General features: G+C 63.4%; 13 protein-coding genes. 2 read left to right on the forward strand and 11 right to left on the reverse strand.

What is annotated here, in order from left to right:
- Nucleotides 1–66: 66 nt before the first annotated feature.
- The 4 genes from EKO19_RS16620 to EKO19_RS16635 all read right to left on the reverse strand — a co-directional run bounded on the left by EKO19_RS16620 (nt 67) and on the right by EKO19_RS16635 (nt 7,369).
- Entirely contained in the window at nt 67–2,442 is a 2,376-nt protein-coding gene (locus tag EKO19_RS16620; RefSeq protein WP_175597090.1) for a TonB-dependent receptor, read from the reverse strand.
- 65 nt (nt 2,443–2,507) lie between these two features.
- Nucleotides 2,508–4,349 carry a feruloyl-CoA synthase gene (locus EKO19_RS16625; RefSeq protein WP_129777584.1) on the reverse strand — a complete coding sequence of 614 codons (1,842 nt, stop codon included), beginning with the start codon at nt 4,347–4,349 and terminating at the stop codon, nt 2,508–2,510.
- Nucleotides 4,350–4,367: 18 nt separating this feature from the next.
- On the reverse strand, nt 4,368–5,231 hold the full coding sequence (locus EKO19_RS16630; RefSeq protein WP_129777585.1) for an amidohydrolase family protein: 864 nt from the start codon (nt 5,229–5,231) through the stop codon (nt 4,368–4,370).
- The gene (locus EKO19_RS16635; RefSeq protein ID WP_217705410.1) at nt 5,228–7,369 is read right to left on the reverse strand and encodes a 3-hydroxyacyl-CoA dehydrogenase NAD-binding domain-containing protein; all 2,142 of its coding nucleotides are present in this window, start codon (nt 7,367–7,369) and stop codon (nt 5,228–5,230) included. Before EKO19_RS16635 ends, EKO19_RS16630 begins: the two co-directional genes overlap by 4 nt.
- A gap of 107 nt (nt 7,370–7,476) precedes the next feature.
- On the opposite strand from EKO19_RS16635, the gene EKO19_RS16640 reads away from it, so the two are divergent.
- A complete protein-coding gene (locus EKO19_RS16640; protein WP_129777586.1) occupies nt 7,477–8,445 on the forward strand; it encodes a LysR family transcriptional regulator in 969 nt (322 codons plus the stop codon).
- On the opposite strand, the gene pobA is transcribed toward EKO19_RS16640, so the two are convergent.
- Complete coding sequence (gene pobA / locus EKO19_RS16645; RefSeq protein WP_129777587.1) at nt 8,424–9,593, reverse strand: 4-hydroxybenzoate 3-monooxygenase; 1,170 nt, start codon at nt 9,591–9,593, stop codon at nt 8,424–8,426. The genes EKO19_RS16640 and pobA overlap by 22 nt on opposite strands.
- A 115-nt stretch (nt 9,594–9,708) precedes the next feature.
- Here pobA and EKO19_RS16650 point away from each other — a divergent pair, with 115 nt between their 5' ends.
- A complete protein-coding gene (locus EKO19_RS16650) occupies nt 9,709–10,632 on the forward strand; it encodes a helix-turn-helix domain-containing protein (protein WP_129777588.1) in 924 nt (307 codons plus the stop codon).
- Between the two features lies 1 nt (nt 10,633).
- On the opposite strand, the gene EKO19_RS16655 is transcribed toward EKO19_RS16650, so the two are convergent.
- The 6 genes from EKO19_RS16655 to EKO19_RS16680 are packed head-to-tail and all read right to left on the reverse strand — an operon-like array spanning nt 10,634 to nt 15,746.
- Entirely contained in the window at nt 10,634–11,632 is a 999-nt protein-coding gene (locus tag EKO19_RS16655) for an aldo/keto reductase (protein WP_129777589.1), read from the reverse strand.
- On the reverse strand, nt 11,629–12,588 hold the full coding sequence (locus tag EKO19_RS16660) for a Gfo/Idh/MocA family oxidoreductase (RefSeq protein ID WP_129777590.1): 960 nt from the start codon (nt 12,586–12,588) through the stop codon (nt 11,629–11,631). The genes EKO19_RS16655 and EKO19_RS16660 overlap by 4 nt, the downstream gene beginning before the upstream one ends.
- Nucleotides 12,585–13,430 carry a class III extradiol dioxygenase subunit beta gene (locus EKO19_RS16665; protein ID WP_129778500.1) on the reverse strand — a complete coding sequence of 282 codons (846 nt, stop codon included), beginning with the start codon at nt 13,428–13,430 and terminating at the stop codon, nt 12,585–12,587. The genes EKO19_RS16660 and EKO19_RS16665 overlap by 4 nt, the downstream gene beginning before the upstream one ends.
- Complete coding sequence (gene ligA, locus EKO19_RS16670; RefSeq protein WP_129777591.1) at nt 13,430–13,822, reverse strand: protocatechuate 4,5-dioxygenase subunit alpha; 393 nt, start codon at nt 13,820–13,822, stop codon at nt 13,430–13,432. Before ligA ends, EKO19_RS16665 begins: the two co-directional genes overlap by 1 nt.
- 1 nt (nt 13,823) lies before the next feature.
- On the reverse strand, nt 13,824–14,714 hold the full coding sequence (locus tag EKO19_RS16675) for an amidohydrolase family protein (RefSeq protein WP_129777592.1): 891 nt from the start codon (nt 14,712–14,714) through the stop codon (nt 13,824–13,826).
- A gap of 9 nt (nt 14,715–14,723) precedes the next feature.
- Complete coding sequence (locus EKO19_RS16680) at nt 14,724–15,746, reverse strand: amidohydrolase family protein (protein ID WP_129778501.1); 1,023 nt, start codon at nt 15,744–15,746, stop codon at nt 14,724–14,726.
- Between the last annotated feature and the right edge of the window lies 1 nt (nt 15,747).

Here is a 15,747-nt window from a genome sequence, read left to right on the forward strand (position 1 = left end):
TCCCACCGTACATCTACGTAACCACGCGCAGTCGCCGCGATCCGATCGCGGCGACTTCGTCGCCCCTCAGAAATCCAGGCTGACAGACAAGAAATAATTCCTCGGCCGCGAGTAGATCACTTCCGCATAGCCCGCCGACGTACTGAACGAGGAGTTGCCTGCGACTCGATATTGCTCATCGGTGAGATTGTTCACCCCTGCCCGCAGCCGCCACGCACCCCACTCCAGTGTGAGCGACGCATTGAGCAAGGTCACATCGTCGAGTTGCGCGACCTCGGCCGAATTGGCCGCGTCGAAGTACTGTTCCGAGGTGTAGCTCAGGTTGATCCGCGGCGTCAGCGTGGCGCTGCCCACGTCGAAGTCGTAACCCACGCCGAGGCTGGCCTGCCATTCCGGTGCGAACGGCAGCGTGTTGTTCGGCCCGACCGTTTGAGTCGTGCCCGGCACCACCGCGATCTCATCGAATTTGTTGTCGAGGTAACCTGCGCTCGCCTCCACCAGCAACGCACCCGGCGCGTAGGTCAGCTCCAGCTCCGCGCCTTCGATCGAGGACTTGCCGGCATTGAACAGCAACGGCACGATGCCCAGCCGGTAGGTCAATTGCATGTTGTCGTAGTCGGTACTGAAGATCGCGCCATTCAGGCGCAGATCGGCGCCCAGCTCCGTCTTGAAACCCAGCTCGAACGTCTCGGCGGTCTCCTCGTCGAACGCCACCGGCAGATTGCCCGGCGGTGCCAGGTTGTAACGTTGATTGAAGCCGCCGCTCTTGAAGCCTTGCGACCAGCTCAGGTACGTCATCACCGAGGGATTCCAGCGATACTGAATGCTGGCCGAGCCGGTGGTGGACTGGTACTTGTTCTGGAACTGTCGCGGAATGATATTGAGACCCGGACCGGCAACCAGCGGCGTATTGAGCGTCGTCGGAACGACCACGGGGGCCGTCAAGGGGGTGACTGTGAACGAGAGGATGCGAATGCCCTTGGTTTCCTCGGTGTAGCGCGCTCCCGCCGTCAGGCTCAGCGCCTCGGTCACGTCGAAGGTCCATTGCGTGAACAAGGCGAAATTGTCGTTGTCGATGAAGGCTCGCTGATAATCCAGCGAGCCCGGGATCGCCCCGCTGGCCACCAGCGGCGGCGGCGCCGCGAACGGCACCCGCAGGAAGTCGTCGATGCTCTCCTGGAAATAGAAAGCACCGACCACGCCGCGCAGCCGCTCGGTCTCGACCAGCGCCTGCAGCTCCTGGCTGAACTGATCGCCCGCGCTGGTGTAGTCCGTATGCAGCACCAGCAGCCCGGTGTTGTCCGCGTCACGACTGCCGCTCCAATCCAGCTCGCGATACGCGCTGATCGACTTCAGCGCAAACGTATCGTTCAGTTTCCATTGCAGCGTGCCGGACACGCCCCAGTTTTCGAGCGTGCTCTTCGCGGGCGCATTGCCGCCATTGCGATACTTGCCGAGATTCCACGTAGCATCATTGGCGCAACGCTGATCCACGACATTCTGCGGCACGGAGGGCGGCGGGAAAGTCGCGCCCGGGCAGCCTGCGCCGCGACTGATCGCGGCTGGAAACACCTGCGACTCGTTGATCGCGGCGAACACGAACGGCGAACCGTTTTCATCTTCCTTGCTGTAGTCGCCGCGCAGCGTGAGCGTGAGACTGTCGCTCGGCAGCCATCGTAACGACGACTGCACGGTGTATGTGTTTTCGTCGCCCAGATCGAGACCGTCGTAGACGCGCGTGACATAGCCGTCACGTTGACGCGCGCCCACCGAGAGCCGCGCGCCCAGCTCATCGGTTATCGGCAGATCGATGGCCGCGAAGCCTTCGTGCAGCCGATCATCGCCGATACCGACCCGCGCCGTGCCTCCAAACTCCTTGCCCGGCAAAGTCGTCGTCAGCAGCACCGCGCCGCCGATGGTATTGCGTCCAAACAAGGTTCCCTGCGGGCCGCGCAGGATCTGCACGCTGGAGACATCGCGAAAGTCGAGCACGCCGCCCACCGAGCGGCCCATATAAACATCGTCGATATACAGGCCCACACCCGGATCGACACCGGACGAGCCATCGCTCTGCCCGATGCCGCGGATGTAGACCTGAGCGGCGGAGTTGTTACCGGTCAGTGGACCATAGCTGGCGAATTGCAGATTGGGCGCGACTTGATCCAGATCCTCGGTGCTGGTGATCTGCTGACGTTCCAGCGCGGCGGCCGAGAAGGCGGAGATCGCGATCGGCGTATCCTGCAGGGATTCCTCGCGCTTGCGAGCGGTCACCACGACCTCTTCCAATGCCCCCGCCTGGCGGCCCTCGTCGGGATTCGCCGCGGCCCCCGGCGTCGCCATCCCCATGGTCAAAGTGATGAGCGGCACCTGCCATACAGCCGCTCGCACGCGTGTGTTCGTGATTCTTCCTCTCACATTCATCGCTGCCCCCTGTTTGATCATGGCCCGCGCCATGTCGATGTTTTGAACCCGATCTCAGTACTGCACGACCTCGTCGGCCTCGTCCGTCACGCCGCGATTTCGATCCGTACCACCTGCGGCGGCGGCTCGGTTCGATACAACGCCTCGACCCACGGCCCGCGATGGCTCAGCACGGCGCGTTGATTGATCGATCCCTTATCGGTGATTTCGCCTTGATCGAGCGACGGCGGCGTCGGCAACATCAGCGCTCTGCGCACGCAGCGGGTACTGGCCGGATTGCGCCGGGCATGCGCGCTCAGGCGCTGCTGAATCGCCGTCAACAGCTCGCGATTGGTGACCACCGCCTCGTGGCTCAGGGCTGCGCTCGAACCCAGCATTCGAGCGCAACCGCGCAGGTCGGGAATGATCAGGATGGCGAGATACTCTTCATTGATTCCCGCGACCACCACGTCCTGCGCCATCGGCGAGAGCGTCGCAATCAGCTCCGCTCGCAAGGGACCGACACTGACCCAGGTGCCATTGGACAGCTTGAAGTCTTCGCCGATGCGACCGTCGAACGCCAGTCCGCGCGCGGGATCGGCGTCGTCGAGCAGTCGAACCGCATCGCCAAGTCGATAGAACCGCTCCTCATCGAAGGCCGCGGCCGTCAGCTCGGGCTGGCGCCAATAGCCCGGCGTCACATTCGGACCGCGCACACGCAGCTCGAGCTTCTCCGCGACCGGTGCGAGTTTCACGAGATTGCCTTTCGCCGGCAGCCCGATCAGACCGGCGCGCCCGGCCGCGGGCGTCGTGAAGGTGACCGACGGCCCCGTCTCCGTTGCGCCCAACCCGGCGAGCATGGGAATGCGCACTCCGACTTCCTGCACCGCCGCCTCATCGAGCGCACTCCACGTGTGCTGCGCCAACGCCGCGCCTCCGAAGAAGTACGCACGCAGTCGGCTGTAGAAGTTGCGACGAAGCTGCGAGTCCGCGTTCAAGTGATGCGCCAGCATCTCGAAGCCCTTCGGCACGTTGAAATACACGGTCGGCGCGATCTCGCGCAGATTGCGCAAGGTCTCCTGAATGCCCGCCGGCGTCGGCTTGCCATCGTCGATGTAGAGCGAGCCGCCGTTACTCAGCACCAGCCCGACGTTGTGACTGCCGCCGAACGTGTGATTCCAAGGCAGCCAGTCGACCAGCACCGGCGGCTCGTCGACCAGAAACGGCATCGGCTGTCGCAACATGTGCGCGTTACTGCACAACATGCGATTGGAGGTGATCACCGCCTTCGGCTGACCGGTCGAGCCGGAGGTCAGCAGGAACTTCGCGATGGTGTCGGCGTTGGTGCGCGCGTGCGCGCTCTCCAACGCTGAGCCCGGCGGCGCCTCCAGCGCTTCGAGCGAGGTCACCGGGCCGGCATCGCCAACGATTTCGATCGAGCCCGACACGCCCTGCAACGCTCGCTCGAACGCGGGCGTATCGAACGCCGCAATCAGCCCCGGAGTGAGCAGATCCAACACGTAGCGCAGCCTCCGCAAGTCCGTGGAGACCTGCGAATACGACGGCGACACCGGACAGTAGGGAATGCCCGACCACATCGCGGCGAAGGCCAGCGTCAGATGCTCGATGCTGTTGCCCGAGAGAATGGCGATGGGCCGCTCGGCCGACAGATCGCGCGTCAGCAGGCCCGCCGCGATCCGTCGCACGCGCGAGAGCATTGCGCCGTAAGTGACGGTCTGCCACTGCCCACCTGCGACCCGGCGTGCAACGAGCACGCGCCGAGGCGACGTCGTCGCCCAGCGCTCGAGCGAGTCCATCAGCCGCTCTGGATACGCCGACAGCGCTTCCGCGGGGCGCAGATACACCGTGCCATCGGCGCGCCGCTCCACCTCCGTATGAAACGGATCCGGCGACCATGACAGCTGTCTCGGCAAGTCTTCGGCTTGCATTACTTGCGATGTGTCCGGCTACGAAAGCTTCAGGGCGCGAATCGCGTTGCGTTTCAGAATCAGATCGTGCACCTCGGGCTTGAACCCCGCTTCCTTGAAATCCTTGATCCAGCGATCCGGGCTGATCAACGGATAGTCCGAGCCGAACAGCATCCGGGTCTTCAGCTGCGAGTTCGCGTACTGAATCAGCTGCGGCGGAAAGTATTTCGGCGACCAGCCCGACAGGTCGATGTACACGTTGGGCTTGTGCAGACAGACCGACAACGCCTCGTCCTGCCAGGGCCAGGACGGATGCGCGATGATGACGGTCATATCCGGAAAGTCTGCGGCGACATCGTCGAGGTGAATGGGATTGGAATATTTCAGCCGCAGCCCGCCGCCGCCCCGCATGCCGGTGCCCATGCCCGAGTGACCGCTGTGGAAGATCGCGGGCAGCTGGTGCTCGGCGATGACTTCGTACAGCGGATACGCCAGCCGATCGTTCGGGAAGAAGCCCTGCAACGTCGGATGAAACTTGAAGCCCTTGATGACGCCATCCTTGATCAGGGCCCGCGCTTCACGCACGCCCATCTTGCCTTTGTGCGGATCGATGCTCGCGAACGCCATCATGATGTCGCTGTTGTCGCGCGCCGCGTCCGCCACTTCCTCGTTGGGGATGCGCCGGGCGCCGATCTGGTATTCCGAGTCGACCGTGAACATGACCAGGCCGATCCTGCGCTCACGGTAGTACGCGATGGTCTCGTGGATGTCGGGCCGCTTGCCCGCCTTGAAGTATTTCGCCGACGCCGCCTCGAACGGCAGCCAGGCCTCGTCCGGTTCCTGCCGGCAGGACACTTCGGCGTGCGTGTGCACGTCGATGGCGATCAGCTCGTCGATGTTCATCGTGCCCCCTCTCGCAGCCCGGCTCCCGTCCTCAGAGATTCGTAGTCGCCGAGGGGCAGCTTCCGTTGCACCAATTCCACCAGCAGCGGCGCCGGCTGCCAATGCATCGGACCGAACGTGTCCTGGTACTTGCGCATGCCGGCGAGCAGCACTTCGAGGCCGAGAGTCTCGGCGTAGAACATCGGGCCGCCGCGATAGCGCGGGAAGCCGTAACCTGCCGTCCACACCACGTCGATATCGGAGGCACGCAGCGCCACACCCTCGCCCAGGATGCGCAGCCCCTCGTTCAGCAGCGGATACAGGCAACGCTCGACGATCTCCTGCGTCGTGTGCCGACGCTGCGGCACCCGCAGCTGTTCGGCACGCTCGGCGATGATCCTGATCGCTTCGGGATCGTCGATGCGGGAACGATTGCCGGGCTCGTAACGGTAATAGCCCTGGCCGTTCTTCCGACCGAGACGGCCCGCGTCATGCAAAGCGAAGTCGGCCTGGTAATACGTCGGATCGGGCGGAAATTGCGCAGCATTCGCCTTGTGCACGTTGACGCCGACATCGATGCCCGCCATATCGAACACCGCGAGAATGCCCATCGCCATGCCCCACGCCTCCAGCGCGGTATCGATCTGACGCGGAGTCGCGCCTTCCAGCACCATGCGCTCGGCTTCGCGAGCGTAACCCTCCATCATGCGATTGCCGATGAAGCCGTAGCAGACCCTGGCCAGCACCGGCGTCTTGCGCAGCGGCCTGGCGAGATCCATCACGGTGCGAATCGTCTCGTCCGATGTCTGGCTCGTGCGCACGACTTCGAGCAGCGGCATGACGTTCGCCGGCGAGAAGAAATGCATGCCGATGACGTCCCGCGGCCGCCGGGTGACCGCCGCGATCTGTTCGATATCCAACGTCGACGTGTTGGTCGCGAGCACCGCGCCGGACTTCGCGACGCGGTCGAGCTCGGTGAAGATCCTGCGCTTCAGGTCCATGCTCTCGAACACCGCTTCGATGATCACATCCGCGTCCGAGAGGGCGTCGTACGACAGCGAAGTGCCGATCAGCGCCATGCGCCCGGCCTTGTCCTCGGCGCTCAGCCGGCCGCGATCCACCATCGACTGATAGGTCGCCTCGACATTCGCGAGGCCCCGGGTCAGCCCCTGCTCGTTGGCATCGAGCAGCACCACCGGAATGCCTGCGTTCGCGAAACAGATGGCGATGCCGCCGCCCATCGTGCCCGCGCCGATGATGCCGGCGCGCTCGATCGGACGCGCTGTCACGCTGTCGGCCAGGCCGGGGATACGACGCGTCTCGCGCTCGGCGAAGAACACGTGCACCGCGCCCTTCGACTCGACACTGTCTTTGCATTCGTTGACGCGCTTCGTTTCGTACTCGAGTCCTTGCTGGAACGGCAGCGTGGTCGCTGCCTGCACGACGTCGACCGCGACCTGCGCAGCGTTGCGATTCGGATAGAGCTTGCGAGCCTGCGCACGCGCGCGCTCGAACACCTCCGCGGTCGCGCTGGCAACTGCAACGGTCATCTCGCCGGTACGCCGTGGCCCTCGACCCGTCTCGACCAGCGAGCGCAGATAGTCGATCGCCCCGGACCGCAGCTCTGCCGTGATGATCTCATCGATGAATCCCAGCTCGCGGCCTCTGGCGGCGTCGACGGGACGCGCCGTGACGATCAACTCCAATGCCTGCTCGGCACCGATCAAACGGGGCAGGCGTTGCGTGCCGCCGGCGCCGGGGATGATGCCCAACGTGACCTCGGGCATGCCGAAACGGGTGCCCGCCGCGGCCACGCGATAATGGCACGCGAGGGCGATCTCGAGACCGCCGCCCATGACCGTGCCGTGCATGGCGGCGACCACCGGAACGCCCAACGCCTCATAGCCATTGAACAGCTGCCGATATTCCTGTTCCTTCGGCGGACCGCTGAACTCACCGATGTCGGCGCCGGAGCAGAACGTGCTGCCCTCACACAGCAACAGGACGCCGCGCAGGTCCTTGCTGGCCTGGAGCTGATGAAGGGCCTCCCGCAGGCCAGCCCTGACCGCCGCGGTGATGGTGTTGACCGGCGGATTGTCGATGATGACTGATGCAAGCTCGCCGTCGCGCTGCACGCGCACGACGCTGGACGATGACACGATTGAACCCCCTGATACGAGTCACTGACGGCAGTGATCGAAGGCGATTTCGCCTGCATCCCAGTCATTTGGAAAGAGCGGTAACAGGTATATAAGATATAAGCACCATGGATATCGCCGACGTCGATCTGAACCTGCTCGTCGTGTTCGACGCCCTGCTCCGCAGCCGCAGTGTGAGCGGCGCCGCCCGCACCCTGAAAATGAGCCAGCCGGCCACCAGTTTCGCCTTGAACCGGCTGAGAAAGATGTTTGGCGAGCCGCTGTTCGTCCGCACCGCGCGCGGCATCCACCCGACGCCCTATGCCGAGAGCCTGAGCGCACCGCTGGAGGCGATCCTGGAGCGGATCCGCTCCGACCTGCTGCAACAGCCGACCTTCGATCCGGCGACCGAACAGCGTTCGGTCACGTTCAACATGCAGGACATCGGCGAGCTGGTGTTCCTGCCGCGGATCCTGGGCCGCCTGAACAAGATCGCGCCGGGCGTGCAATTGCGCACGGTCAATCTGCCCGCGCCCCTGCTCGAGCCGGCCTTGCGCTCGGGAGAAGTGGATATCGCACTTGGACATTTCCCGGACCTGGCCGGCGCCGCGTTGTTTCAACAGCGGCTGTTCTCGCATTCGTTCGTCTGTATCGTGCGCGCCGATCATCCGACCATCCAGGATGAGATGACGCGTCGTCAGTTTCTCGATGGCCTGCATGCGGTGGTCCATCCGGCCGGTCACATGAACGACTCACTGGAGGCGGAGTTGCAGGCGCAGGGGCTGGTGAGAAAGGTGTCGGTGCGCATCGAGCACTTCCTCGCCGTGCCGACCATCCTCAGCCAATCGAATCTGATCTTCACCGTGCCCTATGCGATCGGTGAGGGACTTGCCAGGCTCGCGGACATCAAGCTGGTGAAACCGCCGTTCAAGGCCAAGCCGCGCGTCATTCACCAGCACTGGCACGCACGATTCCAGCGCGACGCCGCCAATCGCTGGCTCCGCTCGGTGGTGGCGGAGCTGTTCATGGACAAGGAGATTCGCCCGCGCGCGCGAACGCCGAAGCGCCAGGCCAGTCAAAGCGGCAGGCCGACGTAATTCTCGGCCAGCGCCTTCTGCGAGGATTCCGACTGAAACAGATACTGCAGCTCACTGCCGCGAATGCGGCCGAAGAAAGGATCCTCGCCCGGGAATCGATGCAGCAGCGAAGTCATCCACCACGAGAAACGGACCGCCTGCCACACGCGCCGCAGCGCTCGTCCAGAATACTGATCGAGGACCTCGCGCGGCTTGCCTCGGTAGTAACCGGCCAGCGCCTCGTGCAGATAGAACACATCGCTGGCCGCGAGATTGAGCCCCTTCGCCCCGGTCGGCGGCACGATGTGAGCCGCATCGCCAGCCAGAAACAATTGTCCATACCGCATCGGCTCGACCACGAAACTGCGCAGTGGCGCGATGCTCTTTTCGATGGAGGGCCCGACGGTCATGCGGGCCGCGACATCCTCACCCACGCGTCGCTTGAACTCCTCCCAGAACCGCGCATCGCTCCAGTGCTCGACCTTGTCGTCGAGCGAGCACTGCACGTAACAACGTATCCGCTTCTCCGAGCGCATGCTGGCCAACGCGAAACCTCGCTCGGAGTCCGCGTAGATCAACTCATCCCAGGCGGGTGGAACATCTGCGAGCACGCCGAGCCAGCCGAACGGATAAACGCGCTCGAACGCTGACAGCGCCTCGGCGGGAATGGAACGTCGGCTGACCCCGTGATAACCATCGCAGCCGGCAATGAAATCGCAGTCCAGCCGTTGCTCGATGCCCTGGTGAACAAACCTCACCCAAGGTCGGGCGCTGGTGAGGTCGTGAAGCTCGACCGACTCAGCTTCGTAGATCGACGGCGCGCCACAGGCCGCTCGCGCGTCCATGAGATCGCGCGTGACTTCGGTCTGGCCATACACTGTCACAACTTTGCCGACCAGATCTTTGAAAGCGATCCGGTGGCGACGCCCGCCCGTACCAATCTCGACGCCGCCATGAATCAACGCCTCGGAGTGCAAGCGCTCACCGACGCCCGCCAGATCCAGAATATCGACCGTGCCCTGCTCCAGCACCCCGGCCCGAATGCGGCCCAATACATGGTCCGGCGTGCGTCGCTCGAGAATCACGGCCTCGATGCCCGCCTCGTACAGCAGCTGACCGAGCAACAGCCCCGCCGGCCCCGCGCCAATGATCGCAACTTGTGTCCGCAACGCCCGTCCCCCTCGACACACGCACAAGATGCCGCGCCGGGGGCTCGGATGACGATGGAGAAAAAACAGCACTTCTTGGACATTTCCCAACCTGCCCGTCGCGGCTCGCGGTAGGATGTCGATCGACATCACCTTGGAGCGCACCGTGGCGCGGCGTGGGATTCCTCAATATTTCCTGTATGGCGAGGCGACGCACGACGTCGACGAGCGCTTTCTGCACATCGAATCCATCGCCGAACGCAGCCGCCTGCACGACTGGAAGATCCGGCCGCACGCTCATCAGGATCTATATCACTTCTTACTGGTGACTCGCGGCGGCGGCTTTTTTTACGCCGAGGGCGAGACGATTTCGTTCAATCATGCCGTCCTGATCTCGGTGCCACTGGCGTGCGTGCACGGATTCGATTTCAAGCCGGGCACCGATGGCTGGATTCTCACCGCGTCGGGCGCGCTGATCGAGCGCATCGCCCATGAGAACGCGGAGCTGCGACCGGTGTTGTCGGAAGCGAACGCGATGCCGCTGCCGGCGGAGGTCACCGGCGCGATGGCGACGAGGTTTGAATCGTTGATGATGGAGTTTCGCGGCAACCTGCCCGGTCGGCGTACCGCGGCCGAGGCGTTGCTCATCGGCATTCTCGTCGCGGCCCTGCGTCGGAAGCTGCAGCTGCTGCCGAACGAGGAGAACAAGACCGGCGCGGATTCGGTACTGGCCTCGAAGTATCGATTGCTGGTCGAACAACACTTCCGGACCACACTCAAGGTCGCAGACTATGCGAAGCGTCTGTGCGTGAGCTCGGAGCGGTTGCGACAGGCCTGCGTACGAAGCACGGCCAGCTCGCCGCTCGCGCTGCTGAATGCAAGACGATTGCTGGAGGCGAAGCGCTCGCTGCTCTATACGGGCATGAGCGTGGGATTGATTGCCGAGGCCTGCGGATTTCCAGACCCGGCGTACTTCTCGCGATTCTTCACGCAGCGAACTGGCGTATCGCCGATGGCGTACCGGACCAGACAGCAACGAGCACACGCGAGAGAAAGCTAGCTCAGCCGGCGTTCGGCGTCGCTTCTGTGTCGATCTCAGTCAGCGTGTCCGCAGGATAACGCGGGCCACTGACAGTCTCGGCATTGATCAGTCGTTCGAGGGTGTCGAGCGTCTCGGCCGACAGGCGCACTCGCGATGCGGCCACATCTTCTTCCAGATGCGCGATCGACGTCGTGCCGACGATCGGCAACACATGCGGCGCCTTCGCCAACAGCCACGCCAGCGCCAGCTGCGCGGGCGTGCAACCGGCTTCCCACGCCACCTTGTTGAACTCATCGAGCAGCTTTCGATTGCGAGCGAAGTGCGGCGGATTGAACCGAGGCATCGTGCGGCGAAGGTCCTTCTCCGTGAACTCTCTGGGATCAGCAACGCCGTTTGCGAGAAAGCCGCGCGCCAGCGGCGAGAACGCGACGAGTGCGACGCCCAATTCCTTGCACGCGCTCAGCAAGGCGATCTCCGGATTGCGAGTCCAGAGCGAGTATTCATTCTGCACGGCCGCGATCGGATGCACAGCATGGGCCTTGCGCAACGTGGCCGCGGAAACTTCGGACAGACCAATGGAACGAATGTGCCCCTCGCGCACCAGATCGGCGAGCCCACCGACGCTCTCCTCGATCGGCACTCTCTTGTCCCACCGATGCAGGTAATACAGATCGATGACATCGGTGCGCAGCCGAGTCAGCGCTTCCTTGCAGGTCTGTTTCAACGTCTCCGGCCGACCGTCCATGACGCGCGTGCCGTTGACGCCGGTCATGCCGCACTTGCTGGCGAGAAAGAAACGATCACGGAACGGATGCAGAATTTCGCCGACCAGCGATTCGTTGCGCCCGAAGCCGTAGAGCGCGGCGGTATCGAGATGATCGATGCCCAGATCGAGCGCCGCGTGAAACAGCGCCTTCGCCGCCGCCGGATCCGAAGGCGGACCGTAGGCGTGACTGACGTTCATGCAGCCGAAGCCGATTTCGGCGACGGCTCTATTGGCAAGGGTTCGCCGGTTCATCCCTGTGCCTGCAACTGCTGCTCCAGCTCATGCAGCGTGCGATAGCACCCCAGCACCTGATGCACGCTCGAGTTCGGCTCCCGCCGCTCCCGAATGGCCGCGAAGAACTCGCGATCCTGCAGCTCAATGCCATTCATGGACACCGCCACCTTGGACACGTCGATCTTCTCTTCCTTCCCGTTCACCAGATCGTCATAGCGCGCGATGTACGTGCCGTTATCGCAGATGTATCGGAAGAACGTGCCCAGCGGCCCGTCGTTGTTGAACGACAGCGACAGCGTGCAGATCGCGCCCGACGGCGTCTTCATCTGGATCGACATATCCATCGCGATCCCGAGCTGCGGATGCTTCGGCCCCTGCACGGCGTGCGCGATCGACACCTCCTCGCCCGTCTGATATCGAAACAGATCCACCGTATGCGCCGCGTGATGCCATAGCAGGTGATCCGTCCACGATCTGGGTTGACCCAGGGCATTCGTGTTGGTGCGACGGAAAAAATACGTCTGCACGTCCATCTGCTGAATCTTCAGCTCACCCGCCCGCAGCCGCTTGTTCAACCACTGATGCGAGGGATTGAACCGCCGCGTGTGGCCGACCATGCACACCAGGCCGGTTTGCTTCTGCAACCTGGCGACGGCCTGCGAATCCTCCCAGCTATCAGCGAGCGGAATCTCCACCTGCACGTGCTTGCCCGCCTGCATGCACGCCTGCGCCTGCGACGCGTGCATCTGCGTCGGCGTGCACAGGATCACCGCATCGACGTCGGGCCGCGCCAGGCTGTCCGACAGCTCGGTCGTGACGTGCCCCACCGAAAACTTCCTGGCGATCTCGCGCGTCTTGTCCAGCTCGCGCCCCACCAGCGACGTGACCTGCACGTCCTTGATGTTTTGAATGCCCTCGAGATGTTTGACGCCGAACGCGCCGGCACCGGCGAGCGCAACCCTGAGGGTGCTCATTGCGAATTCTCCAGAATCAGATGGCCGACGGCCGTGTTGCTGGCCGGCACGTGGTAAAAACGATGCGCCACCCGCGGCGGGCGATCGCTCATCGCACCTCGTGCGATCAGCCACATCACCAGCTCGATGCCTTCGGAGCCCGCCTCCTGCACGTACTCCAGATGCGGCAAGTCGGCCAGCGCCTCCGGTTCCGCGATCAACCGATCCAGAAACCGATTGTCCCATTCCCGATTGATCAATCCGGCACGCGGCCCTTGCAACTGATGACTCATGCCGCCTGTGCCCCAGATCTGCACTTTCAGCGGCTCGTCGTACAGCGCCACCGCCTTGCGAATCGCCCGCCCCAGATTGAAACACCTGCGGCCCGACGGCACCGGGTACTGCACCACATTCACTGCGAATGGAATCACCGCGCACGGCCACTGCTGTACCTGCCCGCATACCAGTGACAGCGGCACCGTCAGGCCGTGATCCACATCCATGCGATTGACGATGGTGAGATCGAAGTCGTCCTGAATCACCGAGTGCGCGATATGCGCCGCGAGCTGCGGATGGCCTTTGACGACTGGCACCGGCCGCGGCCCCCAGCCCTCATCCGCCGGCTGGTACTCGGCGGCGCAGCCGATCGCGAACGTCGGAATCATGTCCAGACTGAACGCGGTGGCGTGATCGTTGTAGACCAGAAAGATCACATCCGGCGTATTGTCCTTGAACCAGGCCTTCGACGGCTCATAGCCCGCGAACAGCGGCTTCCAGTAATCGTCGCCGCTCTTGCCCAGATCCAGCGCCGCGCCGATCGCGGGCACGTGCGAGGTATAAACACTGGCAGTGATGCTGGCCATCATCGTTTCTCCCGCGGATCGCGCAAGGGGCTGCCGGGCACGCGGCCCCCTTGCAACATCATCCTGGCGTATTCCTCCTGAGTCATGCCGGTCATGCTGGCCGCCATGAACTGGAAGCTCCTGCCGTCGGTGGCGCCGATCTTGGCCAGGAAATAAATATTGCCGCCCAGCTCGATACAGCGATTCAGGTCGCGCGCCAGGACGGCGAGCTTCTGATCCTCGCTCATCGGCCATTCATCCAGATAGGCGCGCTCGTTCGCTTTGAAACGCTCGCGGTTCTGCGCCTTCATCAGCGACATGCAGAACTGATTCAGGTGGTAGCCCCGGCGCGCCTGCTCCGCATCGAAGATGGTCGTGCCGGGAATGCTCTTGTACGGCTTGTCCAGCGCCATATCAGCGACTCCAATACAGGGTCATGGGGTTGTCGACCAGCAGCTTACGCTGCAACTCAGGCGTGCGTGCGATGCGTGGAATGAAATCGACCAGCTTGCCGTCGTCCGGCATGTGCGACTTCAGGTTCGGATGCGGCCAGTCCGTGCCCCACAATACGCGATCCGGAAACGTCTCGACGATGCGACGCGCGAACGGCACCACGTCGTCATAGGCATCGGGTCCGGTCTTCGACAGACGCTCGGGACAGCTGACCTTGGACCAGAAGTTGGTGTGCTCGCGCATCAGGCGAACGAACAGCTCGAACTCCGGGCCGTCGACCGGCTTCGTGACATCGGGCCGGCCCATGTGATCGACCACCACCGTCGTCGGCAAGGACGTGAAGAAGTCGTAGAGCTCGTGCAGCTCCGCCGCCTCGAAGTAGATGACGATGTGCCAGCCGAGCGGCTTGATGCGCTCGGCAATCGCATGCAGCACCTCGCGCGGCGTCGTGTCGACCAGTCGTTTGACGAAGTTGAACCGCACACCGCGCACGCCAGCGGCATCGAGCGCCCGCAACTCGTCATCCGTCACATCCTGCTTCACCGTGGCGACACCCCGCGCCCGGTCGTTGGACGCCTGCAACGCATCGACGAGCGCCCGATTGTCCGCGCCATGACACGTTGCCTGCACGATCACGTTGCGCTCGAAGCCGAGATGGTCCCGCAGCTCCCACAGCTTTTCCTTCGGCGCATCGCACGGCGTGTACTTGCGCTCGGGGGCGTACGGAAACACGTCGCCCGGTCCGAACACGTGGCAATGCGCATCCACCGCGCCCGGCGGCGGCCGGAATGCCGGCCTGCTCGGTGATGGGTGGAACACCAGCCAGTCGCGGTCCATCTGAAACGTTGCCATGACGGTCTCTTACTGTCCCCGCGATTTCAAGATTGCATCCAGGCGCGGGAATACGCGACGGGCATTGCCTTCGAAGATGCGACGCTTGTCCACCTCCGAGATATTCAATGCATCGATGTAACGCTTGGTGTCATCGTAATAGTTGCCCGTCTCCGGATCGATGCCGCGCACCGCGCCGACCATTTCCGAGCCGAACAGAATGTTCTCGATGTCGATCACCTTGACCAGCAGATCGATGCCGGGCTGGTGATAGACGCACGTGTCGAAGAACACATTCTTCATGACGTGCTCGGACAGTGCCGGCCGCTTCAGCATGTCCGCGAGGCCGCGATAGCGACCCCAGTGGTACGGCACCGCGCCGCCGCCGTGAGGAATGATGAAACGCAGCGTCGGAAAATCCTTGAACAGGTTGCCTTCGATGAACTGCATGAAGGCCGTCGTGTCGGCGTTGATGTAGTGCGCGCCAGTGGCGTGGAAGTTCGGATTGCACGAGGCCGACACGTGAATCATCGCCGGCACGTCGAGCTCGACCATCTTCTCGTAGAACGGATACCAGTGCCTGTCGGTCAGCGGCGGCGAGGTCCAGTGGCCGCCGGAGGGATCGGGATTCAAATTGCAGCCGATGAAACCGAAGTCCTTCACACAACGCTCGAGCTCCTGCACCGAGTGCGAGATCGGCACGCCCGGCGACTGCGGCAGCTGACACACGCCGACAAAGTTCTCCGGATACAGATCGACGACCCGCTTGATCAGATCGTTACAGGCGCGCGTCCACTGCTGCGACACCGCCTCATCGCCGACGTGGTGTGCCATCGCCGACGCTCGCGGCGAGAAGATCGTGATGTCCGCTCCCCGCTCCTTCTGCAGCTTGAGCTGGTTCTTCTCGATGGTCTCGCGGATCTCATCGTCGCTGATCTTCGCCGGCGTCGGCGTGGGCGCGAGCGGATCCTTCAGCTTCGCGAGCTGTTGATCTCGAAACTTCTGATGGGCGTCGGGAGCGGTCGTGTAATGGCCGTGACAATCGATGATCAGC

This window comes from Peristeroidobacter soli (genome assembly GCF_004138485.1).
GTDB lineage: Bacteria > Pseudomonadota > Gammaproteobacteria > Steroidobacterales > Steroidobacteraceae > Steroidobacter > Steroidobacter soli.

Coding starts and splice junctions, on each gene's coding strand:
- EKO19_RS16665 (WP_129778500.1), bottom strand. CDS start 13,430: ATGGCCAGCATCACTGCCAGTGTTTATACCTCGCACGTGCCCGCGATC.
- EKO19_RS16650 (WP_129777588.1), top strand. CDS start 9,709: ATGTCGATCGACATCACCTTGGAGCGCACCGTGGCGCGGCGTGGGATT.
- EKO19_RS16630 (WP_129777585.1), bottom strand. CDS start 5,231: ATGAACATCGACGAGCTGATCGCCATCGACGTGCACACGCACGCCGAA.
- EKO19_RS16640 (WP_129777586.1), top strand. CDS start 7,477: ATGGATATCGCCGACGTCGATCTGAACCTGCTCGTCGTGTTCGACGCC.
- EKO19_RS16675 (WP_129777592.1), bottom strand. CDS start 14,714: ATGGCAACGTTTCAGATGGACCGCGACTGGCTGGTGTTCCACCCATCA.
- ligA (WP_129777591.1), bottom strand. CDS start 13,822: ATGGCGCTGGACAAGCCGTACAAGAGCATTCCCGGCACGACCATCTTC.
- EKO19_RS16655 (WP_129777589.1), bottom strand. CDS start 11,632: ATGAACCGGCGAACCCTTGCCAATAGAGCCGTCGCCGAAATCGGCTTC.
- EKO19_RS16620 (WP_175597090.1), bottom strand. CDS start 2,442: ATGATCAAACAGGGGGCAGCGATGAATGTGAGAGGAAGAATCACGAAC.
- EKO19_RS16660 (WP_129777590.1), bottom strand. CDS start 12,588: ATGAGCACCCTCAGGGTTGCGCTCGCCGGTGCCGGCGCGTTCGGCGTC.
- EKO19_RS16625 (WP_129777584.1), bottom strand. CDS start 4,349: ATGCAAGCCGAAGACTTGCCGAGACAGCTGTCATGGTCGCCGGATCCG.